The following is a 17,116-nucleotide window of genomic DNA, read 5'->3' on the forward strand; positions in this document are numbered from 1 at the left end:
GGAGATCGCGCCCCGTGAGCATTCAAGCCCCGACGACCCGCCGCCTCACCGCGGTTGTCGGGCCGCTGGTGTTCTCAACCTTAGGCATAATCCTGAGTCTTTTCGCGGCCGTCGCCGTCGACGCTCAGCCGCGCACGCCCGGGCGCTTGGCGGCGGTGTTTCCCCCCTGGTGGGACGCCGCCCGCGTAGTCGGCGCGGCCGGGACGGCGGGCGATATCGCCGGCGCCGGCGGCGCGTCCTTCATCGTCATTCTGCGCGGCGACCCCGCCACGCTGAACCAGCGCGCCAAGACCGCCGGCGCGCTTCTGTTGCTTGATCCCGCCCTCGCCGGCGCCTGCGCGCGTCCGGCTTCGGAGCCCGTAGAGTCATGAACATCACCTTCTCCAGCCTCGACGCCCAACGGAAGGTCGGCGGCAAGCTGATCATCGCCCTCGCCTGGCTGATGGTTCCGATCGTGTTGGGCGCGCGCCTGGCCGTGCAAGAGCCGATCCTGGGCGTGGCGCTGGCCGCCGTGCTGGTCGCAATCGGCGCGACGCTGGCCTGGAAGTTCGGCGGTGAAGGTTCGGGCGGGCGCGCCATGGTCGGCGTGGCGTTGATGGCGCAGGTGTCGCTGCTGGTGGCCGCCCAGGGCGGTCACGCCTGGCAGGTCGACATGCACATGGCCTATTTCGCCGCCCTGGCCCTGCTCGTGGTCTACTGCGACTGGGTGGTCATCGCCGCCGCCGCCGCGACCGTCGCGGTGCACCACCTGGGCCTGTCCTATTTGGCGCCCAGCCTGGTGTTCCCGGGTTCGGCCAATCTGGCCCGAGTGATTGTTCACGCGGTCATCCTGATCATCGAGGCCGGCGCCCTGATCGCCGTCACCGCCAGCGTCAACAACATGTTCGCCATCGCTTCTTCCGAACGGGCCAAGGCCGAGGACGCCGTCGGCGAGGCGCGCGCCGCCAACGACGCCGCCGAGACCGCTCATCGCCAGCAGGAAGAAACCCGCGCCCGCGCCGCCGCCGCCAGCGAGCGCGAGGCCGCCCAGCGCGACGACGCCGTCGCCGCCCTCGGCCAAGGCCTCTCGCACCTGGCGCGCGGCGACCTGACCCTGCGCCTGACCGACCGCTTCGCCGAGGCCTATGAACCGCTGCGCAGCGACTTCAACACCGCCGCCAGCCGTCTGGCCGACGCCCTTTCGGTGATCGAGCAGCGCGCCAGCGGCGTGCGCGCCGGCGCCGACCAGATCGCCGACGCCGCCGTCAACCTGTCGCGCCGCACCGAACGCCAGGCCGCCAGCCTGGAAGAGACCGCCGCGGCGATGGACGAGATCACCGCCACGGTCGGCCAGACCGCGACGGGCGCCAACAAGGCCGCCGAGGTCGTCAGCCGCGCTCGCGAAGACGCGCGTCGCTCCGGCGAGGTAGTCGAGCAGGCCGTCTCGGCCATGACCGTCATCGAGGAGTCCTCGCAGTCGATCAGCCAGATCATCAGCGTCATCGACGAGATCGCCTTCCAGACCAACCTTCTGGCCCTGAACGCGGGGGTCGAGGCCGCCCGCGCGGGCGAGGCGGGTCGCGGCTTCGCGGTCGTCGCCCAGGAAGTCCGCGCCCTGGCCCAACGCTCGGCCGAGGCCGCCAAGGAGATCCGCACGCTGATCTCCAACTCGACCCAGCAGGTCGAGGCCGGCGTCAACCTGGTGGGCCGCACCGGCGAGGCGCTGGAACGGATCGTCGCCCAGATCGCCGAGATCGACGGTCTGGTCCGCACCATCGCCGCCTCGGCCCAGGAGCAGGCCAACGGCCTGGCCCAGATCAACGGCGCGGTGAACCAGATGGATCAGGTGCTGCAGGAGAACGCCGGCATGGTCGAAGAGACCTCGGCCGCCACCCAGACCCTGAACACCGATGCGGCGCAGCTGGCCGAGCTGGTGCGCCAGTTCGACCTGCCTCGGGGCCATATCGAACAGGCCTCGCGGCGGGTGGCCTGAGCCAGGGGCGCCGGGCGCGTTTGAGGCTCCAGATCAAACGCCAAGCTTGGCCCCCTTGCGTTAGCGGAACCGGGCGCCTATCCTCCCAGCCCCCGGTTGTGCGCGCCCGCGACCGGAAGACTTTCCTCCCAAGGCGTCCGAGCTAAAATCCGCAATGGAAAAAGTGCCGATGACCGTCGGTGGGTATCAGACCCTCGACGAAGAACTGAAGCGTTTGAAGACCATCGAACGACCGGCCGTGATCGCCGCGATCGCCGAGGCGCGCTCGCACGGCGATCTGTCGGAAAACGCCGAGTATCATGCCGCCAAGGAGCGTCAGGGCTGGATCGAAGGTCAGATCGCTGAGATCGAGGACAAGATCGCCCGCGCCCAGGTCATCGACGTGTCCAAGCTCTCGGGCAAGCAGGTGAAGTTCGGCGCCACCGTCTCGGTGGTCGACGAGGACACCGAGGAAGAGGCGCGCTACCAGATCGTGGGCGACCACGAGGCCGACGTGAAGTCGGGCCGCATCTCGCTGAGCTCGCCGCTGTCGCGCGCGATGATCGGCAAGGAAGTCGGCGAGGTGGTCGAGGTCAACACGCCCGGCGGCGTGAAGGCCTATGAGATCCTCAAGGTGGAGTGGCTGTAAGGCGGCCTTCCGCCTCAGCAACGCCACAAGTCGGGTTCAACGGAGCGAGGCCGCTAACTTAGCGGCCTTGTTTCGTTTTATGTTCGCCCGCTTCTTGCGTCCGAGATCGATGACTTGACCAAGGCTGGACCTTCCCCGTCGAAGACGTCGCCGCTCAAGGTATGGGCGGTGTCGGACGGTCGCGCCGGCATCGAGGCCCAGGTCGTGGGCCTGTCCGAAGCGCTCGCGCGTCTGGTTCCCTGCGAGGTCACGGTCAAACGGGTGGGTTGGCAGGGAAACACAGGCCGCCTGCCCTGGTGGCTGAACCTCCTGCCCAAGCGCTGGCTGACGCCGGAGAGCGGCCTTCCCGACAGCCGCAATCCGGACGACTGGCCCGACCTGTGGATCGCCGCCGGCCGCGCCACCCTGCCCCTATCGATCCGCGCCAAGCGCTGGTCGGGGGACAAGACCTTCGTGGTCCAGATTCAGGACCCGCGCGTGCCGCCGCACATGTTCGACCTGGTGATCCCGCCCAAGCACGACCGGATGTCGGGCGACAACATCTTTCCGATCACCGGTTCGCCGCACCGGGTGACGCCGCAGCGTCTCGCGGCCGAGTACGAGGCCTTCAAGGCCATCATCGACCCGCTGCCGCATCCGCGCGTGGCGGTGCTGGTGGGCGGCAAGTCCAAGGCCTTCGACCTCTCCAGCGAACGGGCGGCCCAGATCGCCCACTCGATCCAGATCCCGCTGGAGCAGGACGGCGGCAGCCTCTTGATGACCTTCTCGCGCCGGACGCCCGAGACGGCCCGCGCCCTGATGACCGCCCGCCTGCGCCACCTGCCCGGCATGGTCTGGAACGGTGAAGGTCCCAATCCCTACTTCGCGTTCCTGGCGGGCGCCGACTACATCCTCGTCACCGAGGACTCGACCAACATGGCCACCGAGGCGGCCTCGACCGGCAAGCCGGTGTTCGTGCTCAAGATGGACGGCTCCAGCCTGAAGTTCCGCATGTTCCACGAGGAGCTGGAACGCCAGGGCGCAGCCCGCCCCTATGGCGGCGCCTTCCACGGCTGGACCTACGAGCCCGTCAACGAAACCGACCGCGCCGCGCGCGAGGTGCTGGCCAGGATCGGGGTGGAGGTTCCGCAGGCGGCAGCGGAGGTCGAACCGGCGGCGGCGGTGAAGCCAAAGCCAAAGCCCAAGGCCCGCCCTGGCGCCGAGGCGGCCGTGTCGGCTGCCCCCGCCGCGCCGAAGACCCGCAAGTCCCGGGCGGCCAAGCCGAAGGCCTGATTTTCTTGTCAGATCGTGGGGGCGTCCTCGCCCTTCGACAAGCTCAGGGTGAGGACGACTGTCGATTCAGCGCGCTCAAAATCCTCATCCTGAGCCTGTCGAAGGACGAGGATTTCCCCGCCGAACGCGCCCCACACACCAACTAAAATCGGCGTTTTTATCGGTTGCGGCGGCGCGAATGTTCTTGCAATGTTCGCGACATGGTTGAGCTCGAGCCCCGCAGCGCGATTGGCAAAGCCGCCCGCAATGAGTGGCGCAAGGCGTTCGCCGCCACCTGCAACACGGTGGCGGTCGCTTTCCTGGTTTCGGCTCTGCTGCAGCCTCTCGTCGGCGGCGAGCTGCGATGGATCAGCTTCCTGGGCGCGCTGATCGGCTTCGTTGTCTTGCGGGGCTTCTCCACTACATCTTGTCGCGCGTGGAGGATTGAATGGACCCGGTAATCCAAGTCGTCCTGATCGGTCTCGTGTTCGTCGCCGCCGCCTACGGCGTGTTCTGGCTCTCGATGCGAGCAAAGCCGCACCAGAAGGCTCCGCCTCGATAGCCGTCGGACCCTTTCCCCCAAAAAGGTGTCGTGGATTTATCGATACTTCGCTGACAGCGGGGCGCTGCGCCGTTAAAACGCCTCAGGGTTGTTATTCGAGAAAATTCCATGCGGCTTCGCCTAGCGCTCTTCGCTGCTGTCGTGCTGACGGCGGCCACGACGGCCTCCGCCCAGACCTCCGCGCCATCCCAGGCTCCGGCGTCGATCAGCGAGGCCGAACGTGAGGCCTTTCGCGCCCAATCCAGCAATATGGGCGCCGAAGACCTGATGTCGCTTGTTCGCCAGACCTATCCCGAGGACTATCTCGCCTTCGAGACCGAGATGATCACGGCGCGCAAGGCCGGCGCCTCAGCGAATGATCTAAACCAGCGCGCCTACAAGTTTGGCTCCGATATCCGCCGCCGGGTTGAGCCCTACGTGAAACAGGCGCCAACCCCGGCGCTATTGAGCTTCCTTCGAAGCCAGACAGAAGCCATCGATCAGATGCGCACCGTCAGCGCCCGCGCTTGCTACGAGGCCGTCGAGCTCGGTGGCGTGAGCGCGGAGTCCGTCAAGACGCTGACGCCCACAGTCGTCAAACGCTTGTCGCTTGAAGGCGAAAATCGGCTGACGCTCGCGCTGAAGGGCAAGGCCAATCCTGTCAACCGCGCAGCGCCCTCGGCGGAAGACCGCGAGGCGGCCAGGACGGCGTTTCTGAAGATCGGTGGCGACCCTGACTGGCTGCAAGCCATGAGCCAAGGCGCGCCCCGCCAGCAATCCGACGATGTCCGCTGTCATTCGGCGCTGGCCTATCTGAGGGGCATTCTCTCCCTGCCATCGGAACAGGCCGCTCGCCTGGCTGCTTTCTAGCCCTACTCCGCCGGACGCCCCTCCAACGCCGCGCTGAGCGTGGCGAAGAGGCCCTGGATGCTGACCGGCTTGGCCAGGTGCAGGTCGGCGCCCGCCTCGAGGCAGGCCTGGACCTGATGGGGCATGGCGTTGGCCGTCAGAGAGATGATCGGTATGCGCCGCGCTTGCGCCTGGTATTCGCGTCTGCGGATCTCGGCGATGGCGGCCAGTCCGTCCATGACCGGCATCTGGGTGTCCATCAGCACCACGTCGAAGGCGTCGTTTTCATAGGCTTCGACAGCGGCCCGGCCGTCCACGGCCACGACGACGTCGGCGGCCTCGGCCAGCATCAACTCGATCACCTTCTGGTTGGTGGGATGATCCTCGGCCAGCAATACTCGCAGACGCCGATCCAGCGTCTGCTCGCCGCGGGGATCAACGGGTTGCGGCTGGGGCGAGCGGCCGTCCGCAGCGAAGCGAGCCTCGAAAACGAAGGTGGCGCCCCCGCCCGGCTGGGCCGCGCAAGAAACATCCCCCTCCATCAGGCGGGCCAGGCGACGTGCGATCGGCAGCCCTAGTCCCGTGCCACCGACCTTGCGCGTCACCGAGCCGTCGGCCTGCTGGAACCGCTCGAACAACCGGTCGGCCATGGCGCTGTCGAACCCTTCGCCGGTGTCCTGGACGCTGACGTTCAGGTCGATCCGCCCGTCGGGCGCGACGAGGGTCCGGGCCTCGATCATCACCGATCCAGAGGTCGTGAACTTTACGGCGTTACTGGTCAGGTTGGCCACGATCTGCCGGATGCGCAGGGCGTCGCCCAGGACCTGATCGTGGAAGCCGTCGGCGAAGGTCAGCTGGAAGGCCAGGCCCTTGCTCTCCGCAACAGCCTTGAAGACCGCGACCGCCGCGGTGATCGCCTCGCGCAGGTCCAGCGGGTCTTGCGACAGCTCCAGCCCCCCGGCCTCGATCTTGGACAGATCGAGAATGTCGCTGAGCAGCAGGTTCAGCGCCCGGCCGGAGTTGAGGATCACCTCCATCATCTCGCGCTGGGCGTCGTCCAGGGCGGTTCGGCTGAGCACCTCGGCCATGCCGATCACCCCGTTCAGGGGCGTGCGGATCTCATGGCTCATATTGGCCAGGAACTCGCTCTTGGCGACGCTGGCCGCCTCGGCCTTCTGCAGGGCTTCGGCCAGGGCCACGGCGCTGGCCTTGCGCTCGGTGATGTCCTCGCAGATCACCAGCAGGTGGCGACGGCCGTCCTCGCCCGGGATCGCGATCTTTCGGGTGTGCAGCCACCGGCGGCCGCTATGGGGCGTATCCAGCGGCTCTTCGTCGATCGTGAAGAGTTCACCGCTGTCGATCACCTGACGATCGGCGGCGGCGAAGGCGTCGGCCTGTTCCTTGGGAAAGAAGTCGTAGTCGCTGCTCCCCAGAAGCTCGCCGCGCGGCACGCCCAGCTGGGTCTCGGCGGCCCGGTTGACCAGCAGAAACTTGCCCGTGTCGCCGTCCTTGACGAACAGCATGGCCGGGGTGTGCTCGACGATGGTGTCCAGGAAGCTGCGCGCGGCCAGGGCCTGGGCCTCCCGGCGCCGCAGGTTGGTCAGGTTGGAGCAGGTGGTGATCAGCCCGCCGGCGGGCGTGCGTCGGCTTTCAAACCGGAGGTATTCGCCAAACTCCTCACGGATCTCCTCGATGCGATCCAGCTTTCGCCGGCCTAGCTGGTGAGCCAGCCAGGCCGCTCGGTCGCCATTGGCCTCGGGATAGCGCCCCGCCGCCAGACCCGCGAGCAGCAGGCTCTCGAAGCTCGCCCCCACAGTCAGAGTGACGCCCCATCGGCCCCACAATTCGCCGTAGCAGGCGTTCCAGATGACGCAGCGATCCTCGGCGTCGAACAGCGCGAAGCCCTCCGGAGCAGCTTCGAAAGCCTCCTGCAGCGCGGCGTCGACGGCCAGTGTGTCCACGGGACTAGCGGCGTTCATGAAGCCTCGCGGGGTGTGCGACTCGACTAGCAAGCGCACAAAGGACCTTAACGAGGTTGAACGCGACGCCTCGAAGCTGGCGATGCGGCGATTTGTCCCGCGAAGAAGCCACGCCCGCGCCCCCTTGCCCCCGCCCCCGAACCCGCGTGAAATCAGCGGATGATCCTCGCCATTCTCCAGGCCCGCATGAGCTCCACCCGGTTGCCGGGAAAGGTGCTGATGCCCCTCCAGCGCCAGCCGATGATCGTGCGGCAGATCGAGCGCGTCGCGCGTTCCAGGCGCATCGACAAGCTGGTCGTCGCCACCTCCGACCGGCCCGAGGACGACGCCATCGAGGCTGCCGTCCGCCGTGAGGGGATCGCGGTGTTCCGCGGCTCGCTCGACAACGTGCAGCAGCGCTTCATCGGCGCGCTGGACGCCCATCCGGCCGATCACGTGGTGCGCCTGACCGCAGATTGCCCGCTGGCCGATCCGAGCCTGATCGACGCGACGATCGACCTCTGTCTGTCCAAGGGCGCGGACTATGTCAGCAACACCCCCGAAGGCCACGCCCACCCCAAGGGCACCGATGTCGAGGTGATGACCGCCGCCGCCCTGCGCCGCGCCGCCGCCGAGGCGACCACCAAAGAAGCCTTCGAGCATGTCACCTGGGACCTGTGGAACCAGCCGGAGCGCTGGAACTGCGCCTGGCTGCCGTGCTTCCCCGACCAAGGCGCCGTGCGTTGGACGGTCGACCGCCCCGATGACTACGCCTTCGTCGCGGCGGTCTATGACGCGCTCTATCCGACCAACCGCGCCTTCACCTCCGACGACATCCGCGCCTTCGTCGCCAGCCGGCCGGACCTGAAGGACTACGGCGGCGACCGCCGGGCATGACGCGGCGGATCGTCTTCGTCTGCGCGGCCGGCCCCAGCATCGGCGGGGGCCACGTGATGCGGTCCCTGACCTTGGCGCGGGCGCTAGCGGCGCGCGGGGCGGCGTGCGCGTTCCTCGACACGCCGGAGGTCGCGGCGGTGCTGGACGCCTTCGGCCCCGACATAGCGCGGACGGACACCCCCCAGCCCTTCGACGCCGTGGTGTTCGACAGCTACGCCCTGTGCGCCGACGACCACCGCGGGATCGCGGCGGGCCGTCCCACCCTCGTCATCGACGACCTGGCCGACCGGCCGCTGGCCGCCGATCTGGTGCTGGACGCTGGGCCCGCGCGGCGGGCCGAAGACTATTCAGGCTTGGTCGCCGCCCACGCCCGTCTGCTGCTGGGTCCGAACCACGCGCCGGTGCGCCCGGCCTTCGTCGCCCTGCGCGAGGCCGCGCTGGCCCGCCGCGCCGAGCAAGGTCCCGTGCGGCGCATCCTGGTGTCGCTGGGCATGACCGACGTCGGCGGGATCACCGGCCGGGTGGTCGCTCTGCTGGCGCCGATCCTAGACGACATCACCCTGGACCTGGTGGTCGGCGCCGCCGCGCCGAGCCTGCCGGCCCTGCGCGCCCTGGCCGCCGAAGACCCGCGCCTTGTGCTGCACATCGACGCACAGGACATGCCGCGCTTGGTGCTGGAGGCTGACCTGGCCATCGGCGCCGGCGGCTCCACCACCTGGGAGCGTTGCGTCCTGGCCCTGCCGGCCCTGACCCTGGTCCTCGCCGACAACCAGATCGCCGCCGCCCGGGCCCTGGAGGCGGCGGGCGTGACCCCGTGTCTGGACGTGAACGCGGCGGACTTCGAGACGGCGTTTGTCGCGTTGGCGCGGAGCCTGATCGGTGATCCCGCCCACCGCGCGACGCTGTCGGCCGCCAGCGCCACGGTCTGCGACGGACGCGGGGCCGAGCGGGTGGCGGAGGCGGTTTTGGGGATGCTCTAAGCGCCCCCTCCGTATCGTCGCCTATCCGCGCCGATCCACCTCCCCCGCTTCGCGAGGGAGGATGCCCCTCCTGCCCCGCTTGCGGGGGAGGTGGCGCGCGGCGCAGCCGCGTGACGGAGGGGGCGCTCAACATCCCCTGCGACATCCCGCCTCGCAGCGCGCCCTCATCGTTAACAAGTTGTTCGCTGCTTCGGCCCGATTCTCCGCGCCACCATGCGCGCCCTGCCCGACATTCGCGGTCTCAAATATCCGGACGAGTTCATCGCCCGGCATTTCTTCAAGCGCGGCCTGCACCAGCGCACCGGCCGGGTGGTCGAGCTGGGCGGCGGCACGGGCAATAATCTCAGCCTCTACGCCGCCTATGGCTGGGACCTGACCAATGTCGACTATTCGGCCGCCGCCCTGGCCGACTGCCGCTGGAACCTCGGCGAGGCGGTGACCCTGATCGAGGCCGACCTCTCCAAAGGCCTGCCCGACCTGGGCGCGACGCCGATCGACGTGCTGCTGATCCCCAACCTGCTTTGCTACCTGACCAGCGCCCAGGCCACGGCGGTGCTGACCGCCGCCCGCGCGCGCCTGGCGCCCGGCGCCGAGGTCTTTGTCCGCACCCGCCTGATCGACGACTTCCGATGCGGCAAGGGCGTCGAGGAAGAGCCGAACGGCTGGCGCCTGGCCACGCCCGAGACTGGCGAGGCGGGGCTGTTCAATCTGTTCTACACCGAGGACGGCCTGGTTCGCCGCCTGGTCGACGAGCTAGGCCTCGTCGATCCCACCGCCCTGAAGGTGTCGTTCGACAACATCCAGAATGGGGTCTTCGTCTCGCCCAACAGCGATCTTGTGGTCTGGGGCGCGACGGCGTGAGCGGCCCCCAACGCATTCGGATCATCGGCGGCGGCCTGACGGGCGTGCTCGCGGCCTTCGAGGCCCATCGCCTGGGCTGGCGCGACATCGTCCTGCAGGAGCGCTTCGAGGCCCTCGGCGGCGTCGCACGGCCCAAGCTGATCCACGGCCGCGAGATGCGCGACGGCTGCGTCTATTTCGGCGGCGAGACCGACCCGATCGTCCAGACCCTGACCGCCCACGGCGCGAAGTTCGAGACCTTCGACAACCGGTTCGGCTCGATGAGCGCCGACTTCGAGGGCCGGCGGGTGTTCACCTGGGACTTCGGCGGCCCGGCGATCGATTGTCCGGCCTACAAGGTCAAGGCGCCCGCCGATGACAGCTTGGCCGCGCGCCTGGCCGCCTATCCGCCCGAAATCGCCGCGACGTTGGAAGACTATGTCCGCTGGCACCTCGGCGCCGACCCGGCTCTGGTGCACGGCGACGCGGTGATCCCGATGGCCATCAACCGGGTGTTCCCGGCCGCCGCCGACCTGACCGCCCTGGCTCGCGCCAAGGCGACTGATCCGTGGACGGACGAACTCTACGCCATACCGCGCGCCCTGTCGGGCCGCACCGCCAACCTGGTGGCCAGCCTGCCGGAGGGCGGCTTCGCCAAGCTGTTCGACGGGCTGCACGCCGCGCTCGTCAAGCTGGGCGTCAAGGTCGAGCTGAACTGCCTCGTCCCACCCCGACAGCTGATGGCCGAGACCACCCCGGACGAGACCATCGTCTGGGCCGCAAACCCGACGCCGCTGTTCAAACCGATGGGCCTGGCCACGCCTTCGCTCGTGAAGAAGAGCTTCTTCACCTACGTCTATGAGGTTGAGGCCTTCGACGGCCCCTGCCCCCTCTATGTCCAGAACTTCACCGCCCAGGGCGCGACCTTCCGCGCCTACCTCTACGAGAGCGGCGGCGCGAAACTGGTTGTGGCCGAGTGCGTGCGCGAAGCCGACCTGAAGACCCTGCCGGGCGAGCTGCGCACCCTTTTGTCAGGCTTCGGCGCGGCGACTCTCGGCCCGATGGTCCACGCCGACGCCCAGCCGCGCTGGATCTACCATTCGCTGGAGGCCATCGCGGGGCTCAAGACCCTGCGCGCCCAACTTGCCGCGCGCTTTGGCGAGCGCTTCATCCCCGGCGCCTGGGAGCCCTACGCCAAGGCCGCCAAGCTGGCCGAGGTCAACGCCGCCCTGAGCCGCGCTCGCGACACGGCCGCACCACCCGCCGCCGCCCGAGCCGGATGACCGCCGCGTCGCCTCCCCGGACGGCGGTGATCATGCAGCCGACCTATCTGCCGTATCTGGGCTATTTCCAGCTGATGGCGGCAGCATCGGTGTTCGTGTGTCTCGACGACGTGCAGTTCGCCCGCCGCTCCTGGCAGTCGCGCAACCGCATCCTGACCGCCCAGGGCGAGCTGATGCTGACCGTCCCGGTCAAGAAGCACGACCGCGACACGCCGATCCACGCGATCCAGATCGACGACAGCCAGCCCTGGCGCGACAAGCACCTGGCCGCCATCCGCCACGCCTATGGCAAGCGGCCGTTCTTCGCCGAGGGCTTCGCCTTCATCACCGAGCAGCTCGCCCGCGAACGCGACGGCGGCCTCGCGCACCTGACCTGCGGCCTCACGCAAGCCACGGCGGCGCAGCTGGGGATCACGCCGGCGTTTGTGCGCGCCTCCGACCTGAAGGCCCCCGGCGCGCGATCCGAGCACCTCCTGGCGATCTGCCGCGCGGTCGAGGCTGACGCCTATGTCTCGCCGATGGGCTCGGCCGACTACATGGAAGAAGACGGCGTCTTCCAGGCCGCCGGCTTCCCGGCCAGGTTCCAGCCGTTTCGGATGGTGGAGTACCCGCAGGGCCGCGAGCCGTTCACGCCTTACATGGGCTTCGTGGACGCGCTGATGAACGTCGGCTGGGACGGGATGCGGCGGTTGGTGCGGGGATAAACTCCCTCTCCCAAAGGGAGAGGGAGGGGCCCGCCGCGAAAGCGGTGGGAGGGTGAGGGGTTACGAGAGTGACGGCATGCCGGCGCTCCGTCGGACGCCTTACCCCCTCACCCCGCCCCTCTCCCTTTGGGAGAGGGAGCCCCCTAGCGAACACTGTTCAGATCGCCCATCTTCCCCGCAACAGGGGAGGAAACCGCATATGGCTCAGTCAAAATCCGTCGTGATCACCGGCGTCTCGACCGGCATCGGCCATGCGGCGACCAAGGTGCTGATTGGCAAGGGCTTTCAAGTCTTCGGCAGCGTCCGCAAGGCCGCCGACGGCGAGCGGCTCAAGGCCGAGTTCGGCGAGGCCTTCAGCCCGCTGATCTTCGATGTCGGCGACGAGGCGGCGGTGCGTGCGGCTGCGCAACAGGTCGAGGCGGCGCTGGGCGGGGCGACCTTGGCGGGGCTCGTCAACAACGCCGGCATCGCCGTGGCTGGGCCGCTGCTCTATCTGCCCGTCGAGGAGTTCCGTCAGCAGCTGGAGGTCAATCTGACCGGGGTGCTGAACGCCACTCAGGCCTTCGCGCCGCTCTTGGGCGCCGGCGGCGAGCGGGTCGCTCAGCCGGGCCGGATCGTCAACATCTCGTCGGTGGGCGGCCGCAACGCCAACCCGTTCATGGGCCCCTACTGCACGACCAAGTTCGGGCTGGAGGGCTTCTCGGAGTCGCTGCGGCGCGAGCTGCTGCCGTTCGGGGTCGATGTGGTGGTGGTGGCGCCGGGCGCGGTGGCGACGCCCATCTGGGACAAGGCCGAGCAGGTCGATGTCGCCCGCTACGCCAACACCCCCTACGCCAGGGCGCTGGAGCGTATGCGCGGGTTCATGCTGTCGCTGGGCAAGTCGGGCCTGCCGCCCGAGCGGATCGGCGAGACCATCGCCACCGCCCTGACCGCACCGGCGCCCAAGGTCCGCTACGTGGTCTCGCCCTCGCCGATGCAGGTGCTGATGACCGAGATCCTGCCCAAGCGGACGATCGACAAGGCCACGGGCAAGCGGCTGGGCTTGATCTAGGCGCGGCAAAGCGCCCCCTCCGTCACGCGGCCTGGCCGCGCGACACCTCCCCCGTTCACGGGGGAGGAGGGGAACAGGCATCCTCCCCCGCGTGCGGGGGAGGTGGATTGGCGCGAAGACGCGCCAAGACGGAGGGGGCGTCCTTGCCCTCCCCCTACCCCACCATCGACCAGTCCAGCGGCTCGCCGCGGGAAAGGTCGCGGGTGGCCTTGCCGGCCAGCACCTTGTCGAGATCGGCGGGCGGCAGGCCGTTGCCGGGGCGGACCGAGCGGACATTGGCCCGCGTCAGCGGCTCGCCCGCCTTGACGTCGGCGGTGACGTACAGCGAGCGGCGGAAGAGCAGGCTCGTCGCCTCCGAGCCCAGCACGTCGTAGTGGGCGCGGCCGAGCGCCGCCCAGGCGTTCTTGGTGTCGTCCACCAGGGCCTTGAACTCGGCCGGCTCCAGGCTGAAGGCGGCGTCGGGGCCGCCGTCGGCGCGGGCCAGGGTGAAGTGCTTTTCGACCGCGCAGGCGCCCAGGCTGACCGCCGCCACCGAGGCGGCCGTGCCCGGCGTGTGGTCCGACAGGCCGATCGGGCAGCCAAAACGCGCGGCCATGTCCGGCACGGTCCGCACATTGGCGTCAGCGAACGTGGCCGGATAGCTCGACACGCAGTGCAGCAGCAGCACGCCCGGCGCGCCGGCGGTCAGGGCCGTATCGAGCGCGGTCTGCATCTCGGTCAGGTTGGCCATGCCCGTCGAGATGATCAGCGGCTTGCCCTTGGCGGCGGCGTACTTGATCAGCGGCAGGTCGACAGCCTCGAACGAGGCGATCTTGAAGGCCGGCGCGCCCAGGCTGTCGAGCAGGTCGACGGCCGTCTCGTCGAACGGGCTGGAGAAGATCGTCACGCCCCGCTGGCGCGCGCGCTCGAAGATCGCCGCATGCCACTCGAACGGGGTGTGGGCCTCTTCGTAGAGCTCGTAGAGGGTCCGCCCGTCCCACAGGCCGCCGTGGATCTTGAACTCGGGCCGGTCGACGTCCAGCGTGATGGTGTCGGCGGTGTAGGTCTGGATCTTGATGGCGTCGCAGCCGGTGTCGGCGGCGGCGTCGACCATGGTCAGGCAGCGCTCAAGGCTGCCGTTGTGGTTCCCCGATAGCTCACAGATCACATAGGGCGAATGGTCAGCGCCGATCTTGCGACCGGCGATTTCGATGAAGGGCGCGGACATAGGCGTGCTCCTCGGGCGAAGGACCCGGAAACGTGGTTGCCCTCAGTTTAACCCGCCAAAGGTGGACGAGCCGTCAATCGCAGCCGCCGCCATCTGCGCTGCAGTCGCCGCCAGAATCGCTGGAGCCGCCGTCGGCCACGACGCCGCCGTCGCCGTTGTTCTTGGCCTTCTTGTCAGACGCCACCGACGCCGCGTGGGCCGTCACGCCCAGACCGCCGCCGATGGCGACGCCCAAGCCAATCCCCAGCGCCAGATTATCCAGCGCCAAGCCCAGGGCGACACCAATCGCGATCCCCGCGCCCATGCCGATCGGCAAGCCTGCCTTCATGACGTCCCCCTCGATACGCCGAACCTACTCCGTGATCGGCTCGCCGCGCGGTCGCGCGTCGTATTCCTTCTTGCCCTGCCACGCCGAATAGCCGGCGACCATCAAAAACATGGTCACCAGGCCCAGGCCGACCAGCACGTCGCCGAACCAGATATTGGCCAGGCCGGCGAACAGGGCGACGATACCCACGCCCAGTAGAACTCCGAGCTTCATCAGGTTTTCCTCCCGTGGCTTATGTCGCCACTGCGGAGAATCCACACTATATCTCCGCCCATGTCTACGCCCCCCCCTCGCCAGACCCGCTGCCTGATCATCGGATCGGGTCCCGCCGGCTACACCGCCGCCATCTACGCCGCGCGCGCTCTGCTGAAGCCCGTGCTGATCGCCGGCATCCAGCCCGGCGGCCAGCTGACCATCACGACCGATGTCGAGAACTATCCGGGCTTCGCCGACGTCATCCAGGGCCCCTGGCTGATGGACCAGATGCGCGCCCAGGCCGAGCATGTCGGCACCGAGTTCGTCAGCGACATCGTCACCAGCGTCGATCTGTCCAAGCGCCCGTTCACGGTGAAGACCGACAGCGGCCAGGACTGGATCGCCGAGACGATCATCATCGCCACCGGCGCCCAGGCCAAGTGGCTGGGCCTGCCGAGCGAGAGCAAGTTCCAGGGCTTTGGCGTCAGCGCCTGCGCCACCTGCGACGGCTTCTTCTATCGCAACAAGGACGTCATAGTGGTCGGCGGCGGCAACACCGCCGTGGAAGAGGCTCTGTTCCTCACCAGCTTCGCCAGCAAGGTCACGCTGGTGCACCGCAAGGACGAGCTGCGCGCCGAGAAGATCCTGCAGGAGCGCCTGCTGGCTCATCCGAAGATCGAGGTGATCTGGGATAGCGTCATCGATGAGGTTCTCGGCCAGACCGACCCGATGGGCGTCACCGGCGCCCGCCTGAAGAACGTCAAGACCGGCGAGACCCGTGACGTCGCCGCCGACGGCGTGTTCATCGCCATCGGCCACGCCCCGTCGTCGGAACTGTTCGCCGGTCAGCTGGAAACGGGTCCGGGCGGCTATCTGAAGGTCAAGCCCGGCACGGCCTCGACCGCGATCGAGGGCGTCTACGCCGCCGGCGACGTCACCGACGACGTCTACCGCCAGGCCGTCACGGCCGCCGGCATGGGCTGCATGGCCGCCCTAGAGGCCGTGCGCTTCCTCGCAGAGGAAGACCACAAGGCCGCCCACCACCCGATCAGCCACGAAGAGGCCAACAAGATCGGGGTCTGGTGAGGGTTCAGCGCCCCCTCCGTCTCGGCGCCTGATGGCGCCGATCCTCCTCCCCCGCGATGCGGGGGAGGTGTCGCGCGGCGACGCCGCGTGACGGAGGGGGCGCTTCTTAATTCAACGGATTCAACAAACTCGGCGGCCGGGGCTTGGGCTTTGGCGGCGGCGGCGGCGCAGGCGGCGCTTCGGCGGTCGGAGGCTGGGGACCAGCGACGGCCTCCAGCGCCTTGTTGATCCGCGCAATCTCGTCGGCGGTCGGGATCCGGCGGCCGGCCACCGTGCCCTGCACGGTCACGCGCTCGCCGGTCGGCGAATTGGCGTCGGGCACCGCCACCAGCTTGGCGTCCGGCAGGACGAGGTTCGAAACACCCAGCATCTGGGCGGCCGCGCCCGTTGCGACCGGCGTGGCGACAGTCGGCGTCGCCTGGGCCGCCAGCACCTCGGGCGGAGCGGCTTCCATCGTGCGCGGGTCGGCCGCCATCAGGATGTCGGCGCTGACCGTCTCGTTGCCGGAATAGCGGCCCCGGAAGGCCTGAAGGGTCCCGGACGGACCGGTCCAGCGATAGAAAACGTGCTGGCCGAACTGCTTGAGCTTGACCAGGGTCGGCGCCCAATACGGCGAGACGTAGTCGGCGTGGTAGTGAGTGGCCACGCCCACCGGCTTGAACACAAAGCCGCTCAGAGCGCGCTTGGCCACCGCCTGGGCGTTGGCCCAGATCGCCGGCACGGGCTCGCGCGCCAGCGAGCCGTCACAGGCGAAGCTGAACTGGCAGCCCGTGGCCCGCGCCGCGCCTTCGTAGATCACCCCGCAGATCGACTTGGGATAGCCGGGGTGGCGCATGCGGTTGATCACCGTCTGGGCTACGGCCATCTGGCCCTCGCCCGGCTCGAACCCGGCCTCGTAATAGACCGCCTGGGTCAGGCACTGCAGCGCCCGGGCGCGCGCGTCAGCCGTGCCCGTCAGGACGAACGGCTTGGCGACCTCGAGCTCTTCATCGATTGTCGGACGCAAGGCGTTGATCAGCCGCGCGGACTCAAAGTCCGGATCTCGATCGCCCAGACGCGGAATGTCCTTCAGGCGGATCACTTCCCAGCCGGGCACACGACCCCAGTAGTCGGTGTGCGGACGCGGATCGTGCCGCCGCGCCAGCGCCAGCATGGCGGGGTCCATGTTAGCGACATAGCGCTTGAGGCCCCGCTCGCTGAAACTGGCGGTGACGCGCATCAGGCCCGCGTCGCGGCCGGAGCCCGCGGGGATGTAGTAGGTCGCGCACGCCGAAAGGCCGCACACCACCCCGAGAGCGGTGACGGCCTTCAAGGCTTGCGGCTGGGTCAGAATGTCCGCCCGCACG

At 68.8% G+C, this 17,116-nt stretch carries 19 protein-coding genes and 2 pseudogenes; 14 read left to right on the forward strand and 7 right to left on the reverse strand.

What is annotated here, in order from left to right; all coding sequences use genetic code 11:
- The first annotated feature begins 14 nt into the window (after positions 1–14).
- The 4 genes from ACT53N_RS08800 (at position 15) to ACT53N_RS08815 (ending at position 3,872) form a co-directional block, all read left to right on the forward strand.
- Positions 15–371, forward strand: coding sequence for a hypothetical protein (locus ACT53N_RS08800; RefSeq protein ID WP_476063550.1), 357 nt, complete (start codon positions 15–17; stop codon positions 369–371).
- Complete coding sequence (locus ACT53N_RS08805) at positions 368–1,972, forward strand: methyl-accepting chemotaxis protein (RefSeq protein WP_476063551.1); 1,605 nt, start codon at positions 368–370, stop codon at positions 1,970–1,972. Before ACT53N_RS08800 ends, ACT53N_RS08805 begins: the two co-directional genes overlap by 4 nt.
- Before the next feature lie 154 nt (positions 1,973–2,126).
- Positions 2,127–2,600 (forward strand): transcription elongation factor GreA, encoded by a 474-nt coding sequence (gene greA, locus ACT53N_RS08810; protein ID WP_476063552.1) that lies wholly within the window; start codon positions 2,127–2,129, stop codon positions 2,598–2,600.
- A 114-nt stretch (positions 2,601–2,714) separates the two neighbouring features.
- Positions 2,715–3,872 (forward strand): mitochondrial fission ELM1 family protein, encoded by a 1,158-nt coding sequence (locus tag ACT53N_RS08815; RefSeq protein ID WP_476063553.1) that lies wholly within the window; start codon positions 2,715–2,717, stop codon positions 3,870–3,872.
- Positions 3,873–3,893: 21 nt separating this feature from the next.
- Here ACT53N_RS08815 and ACT53N_RS08820 read toward each other — a convergent pair.
- Positions 3,894–4,009, reverse strand: a pseudogene (locus tag ACT53N_RS08820) (hypothetical protein); the annotation flags it as partial.
- Between the two features lie 67 nt (positions 4,010–4,076).
- On the opposite strand from ACT53N_RS08820, the gene ACT53N_RS08825 reads away from it, so the two are divergent.
- From ACT53N_RS08825 to ACT53N_RS08835, 3 genes are all read left to right on the forward strand, one after another.
- Entirely contained in the window at positions 4,077–4,241 is a 165-nt protein-coding gene (locus ACT53N_RS08825) for a hypothetical protein (protein ID WP_476063869.1), read from the forward strand.
- 58 nt (positions 4,242–4,299) lie between these two features.
- Positions 4,300–4,413: a hypothetical protein gene (locus ACT53N_RS08830; protein ID WP_476063554.1), complete on the forward strand. Its 114-nt coding sequence runs from the start codon at positions 4,300–4,302 to the stop codon at positions 4,411–4,413.
- A 108-nt stretch (positions 4,414–4,521) separates the two neighbouring features.
- Positions 4,522–5,262, forward strand: coding sequence for a hypothetical protein (locus ACT53N_RS08835; protein WP_476063555.1), 741 nt, complete (start codon positions 4,522–4,524; stop codon positions 5,260–5,262).
- 2 nt (positions 5,263–5,264) lie between these two features.
- On the opposite strand, the gene ACT53N_RS08840 is transcribed toward ACT53N_RS08835, so the two are convergent.
- Positions 5,265–7,220: an ATP-binding protein gene (locus tag ACT53N_RS08840; protein ID WP_476063556.1), complete on the reverse strand. Its 1,956-nt coding sequence runs from the start codon at positions 7,218–7,220 to the stop codon at positions 5,265–5,267.
- A gap of 159 nt (positions 7,221–7,379) precedes the next feature.
- On the opposite strand from ACT53N_RS08840, the gene ACT53N_RS08845 reads away from it, so the two are divergent.
- From ACT53N_RS08845 to ACT53N_RS08865, 5 genes are all read left to right on the forward strand, one after another.
- Positions 7,380–8,096 carry a cytidylyltransferase domain-containing protein gene (locus tag ACT53N_RS08845; protein ID WP_476063557.1) on the forward strand — a complete coding sequence of 239 codons (717 nt, stop codon included), beginning with the start codon at positions 7,380–7,382 and terminating at the stop codon, positions 8,094–8,096.
- Positions 8,093–9,076, forward strand: a complete 984-nt coding sequence (pseG, locus tag ACT53N_RS08850; protein WP_476063558.1) for a UDP-2,4-diacetamido-2,4,6-trideoxy-beta-L-altropyranose hydrolase — start codon at positions 8,093–8,095, stop codon at positions 9,074–9,076. Before ACT53N_RS08845 ends, pseG begins: the two co-directional genes overlap by 4 nt.
- Before the next feature lie 213 nt (positions 9,077–9,289).
- On the forward strand, positions 9,290–9,937 hold the full coding sequence (locus ACT53N_RS08855; RefSeq protein WP_476063559.1) for a class I SAM-dependent methyltransferase: 648 nt from the start codon (positions 9,290–9,292) through the stop codon (positions 9,935–9,937).
- Complete coding sequence (locus ACT53N_RS08860; RefSeq protein WP_476063560.1) at positions 9,934–11,199, forward strand: flagellin modification protein FlmF; 1,266 nt, start codon at positions 9,934–9,936, stop codon at positions 11,197–11,199. The genes ACT53N_RS08855 and ACT53N_RS08860 overlap by 4 nt, the downstream gene beginning before the upstream one ends.
- Positions 11,196–11,903: a WbqC family protein gene (locus ACT53N_RS08865; protein WP_476063561.1), complete on the forward strand. Its 708-nt coding sequence runs from the start codon at positions 11,196–11,198 to the stop codon at positions 11,901–11,903. The genes ACT53N_RS08860 and ACT53N_RS08865 overlap by 4 nt, the downstream gene beginning before the upstream one ends.
- Here the strand turns inward: ACT53N_RS08865 and ACT53N_RS08870 are convergent.
- A pseudogene (locus ACT53N_RS08870) lies at positions 11,901–12,014 on the reverse strand (hypothetical protein); the annotation flags it as partial. The gene ACT53N_RS08865 and the pseudogene ACT53N_RS08870 sit on opposite strands and share 3 nt — an antisense overlap.
- An 88-nt stretch (positions 12,015–12,102) precedes the next feature.
- On the opposite strand from ACT53N_RS08870, the gene ACT53N_RS08875 reads away from it, so the two are divergent.
- Positions 12,103–12,954, forward strand: coding sequence for an SDR family NAD(P)-dependent oxidoreductase (locus ACT53N_RS08875; protein WP_476063562.1), 852 nt, complete (start codon positions 12,103–12,105; stop codon positions 12,952–12,954).
- Between the two features lie 154 nt (positions 12,955–13,108).
- Here the strand turns inward: ACT53N_RS08875 and pseI are convergent, their stop codons facing one another.
- The 3 genes from pseI to ACT53N_RS08890 form a co-directional block, all read right to left on the reverse strand.
- Complete coding sequence (gene pseI, locus ACT53N_RS08880; protein WP_476063563.1) at positions 13,109–14,161, reverse strand: pseudaminic acid synthase; 1,053 nt, start codon at positions 14,159–14,161, stop codon at positions 13,109–13,111.
- 73 nt (positions 14,162–14,234) lie between these two features.
- Complete coding sequence (locus ACT53N_RS08885) at positions 14,235–14,489, reverse strand: hypothetical protein (protein ID WP_476063564.1); 255 nt, start codon at positions 14,487–14,489, stop codon at positions 14,235–14,237.
- Positions 14,490–14,513: 24 nt separating this feature from the next.
- Positions 14,514–14,702 carry a hypothetical protein gene (locus ACT53N_RS08890; protein WP_476063565.1) on the reverse strand — a complete coding sequence of 63 codons (189 nt, stop codon included), beginning with the start codon at positions 14,700–14,702 and terminating at the stop codon, positions 14,514–14,516.
- A 60-nt stretch (positions 14,703–14,762) separates the two neighbouring features.
- Here ACT53N_RS08890 and trxB point away from each other — a divergent pair, with 60 nt between their 5' ends.
- Positions 14,763–15,770, forward strand: a complete 1,008-nt coding sequence (gene trxB, locus ACT53N_RS08895) for a thioredoxin-disulfide reductase (protein ID WP_476063566.1) — start codon at positions 14,763–14,765, stop codon at positions 15,768–15,770.
- Positions 15,771–15,876: 106 nt separating this feature from the next.
- On the opposite strand, the gene ACT53N_RS08900 is transcribed toward trxB, so the two are convergent.
- On the reverse strand, positions 15,877–17,115 hold the full coding sequence (locus ACT53N_RS08900; RefSeq protein WP_476063567.1) for a cell wall hydrolase: 1,239 nt from the start codon (positions 17,113–17,115) through the stop codon (positions 15,877–15,879).
- Position 17,116: the final 1 nt, after the last annotated feature.

It is taken from the genome of Caulobacter sp. DMC95 (genome assembly GCF_056313785.1).

Excerpts from the sequence above, each read along its gene's own strand:
- ACT53N_RS08830 (WP_476063554.1), top strand. The coding sequence starts at position 4,300 with ATGGACCCGGTAATCCAAGTCGTCCTGATCGGTCTCGTGTTCGTCGCC.
- ACT53N_RS08885 (WP_476063564.1), bottom strand. The coding sequence starts at position 14,489 with ATGAAGGCAGGCTTGCCGATCGGCATGGGCGCGGGGATCGCGATTGGT.
- pseI (WP_476063563.1), bottom strand. The coding sequence starts at position 14,161 with ATGTCCGCGCCCTTCATCGAAATCGCCGGTCGCAAGATCGGCGCTGAC.
- ACT53N_RS08805 (WP_476063551.1), top strand. The coding sequence starts at position 368 with ATGAACATCACCTTCTCCAGCCTCGACGCCCAACGGAAGGTCGGCGGC.
- trxB (WP_476063566.1), top strand. The coding sequence starts at position 14,763 with ATGTCTACGCCCCCCCCTCGCCAGACCCGCTGCCTGATCATCGGATCG.
- ACT53N_RS08845 (WP_476063557.1), top strand. The coding sequence starts at position 7,380 with ATGATCCTCGCCATTCTCCAGGCCCGCATGAGCTCCACCCGGTTGCCG.
- ACT53N_RS08865 (WP_476063561.1), top strand. The coding sequence starts at position 11,196 with ATGACCGCCGCGTCGCCTCCCCGGACGGCGGTGATCATGCAGCCGACC.
- ACT53N_RS08855 (WP_476063559.1), top strand. The coding sequence starts at position 9,290 with ATGCGCGCCCTGCCCGACATTCGCGGTCTCAAATATCCGGACGAGTTC.
- ACT53N_RS08840 (WP_476063556.1), bottom strand. The coding sequence starts at position 7,220 with ATGAACGCCGCTAGTCCCGTGGACACACTGGCCGTCGACGCCGCGCTG.
- ACT53N_RS08835 (WP_476063555.1), top strand. The coding sequence starts at position 4,522 with ATGCGGCTTCGCCTAGCGCTCTTCGCTGCTGTCGTGCTGACGGCGGCC.
- ACT53N_RS08875 (WP_476063562.1), top strand. The coding sequence starts at position 12,103 with ATGGCTCAGTCAAAATCCGTCGTGATCACCGGCGTCTCGACCGGCATC.
- greA (WP_476063552.1), top strand. The coding sequence starts at position 2,127 with ATGGAAAAAGTGCCGATGACCGTCGGTGGGTATCAGACCCTCGACGAA.
- ACT53N_RS08890 (WP_476063565.1), bottom strand. The coding sequence starts at position 14,702 with ATGAAGCTCGGAGTTCTACTGGGCGTGGGTATCGTCGCCCTGTTCGCC.
- pseG (WP_476063558.1), top strand. The coding sequence starts at position 8,093 with ATGACGCGGCGGATCGTCTTCGTCTGCGCGGCCGGCCCCAGCATCGGC.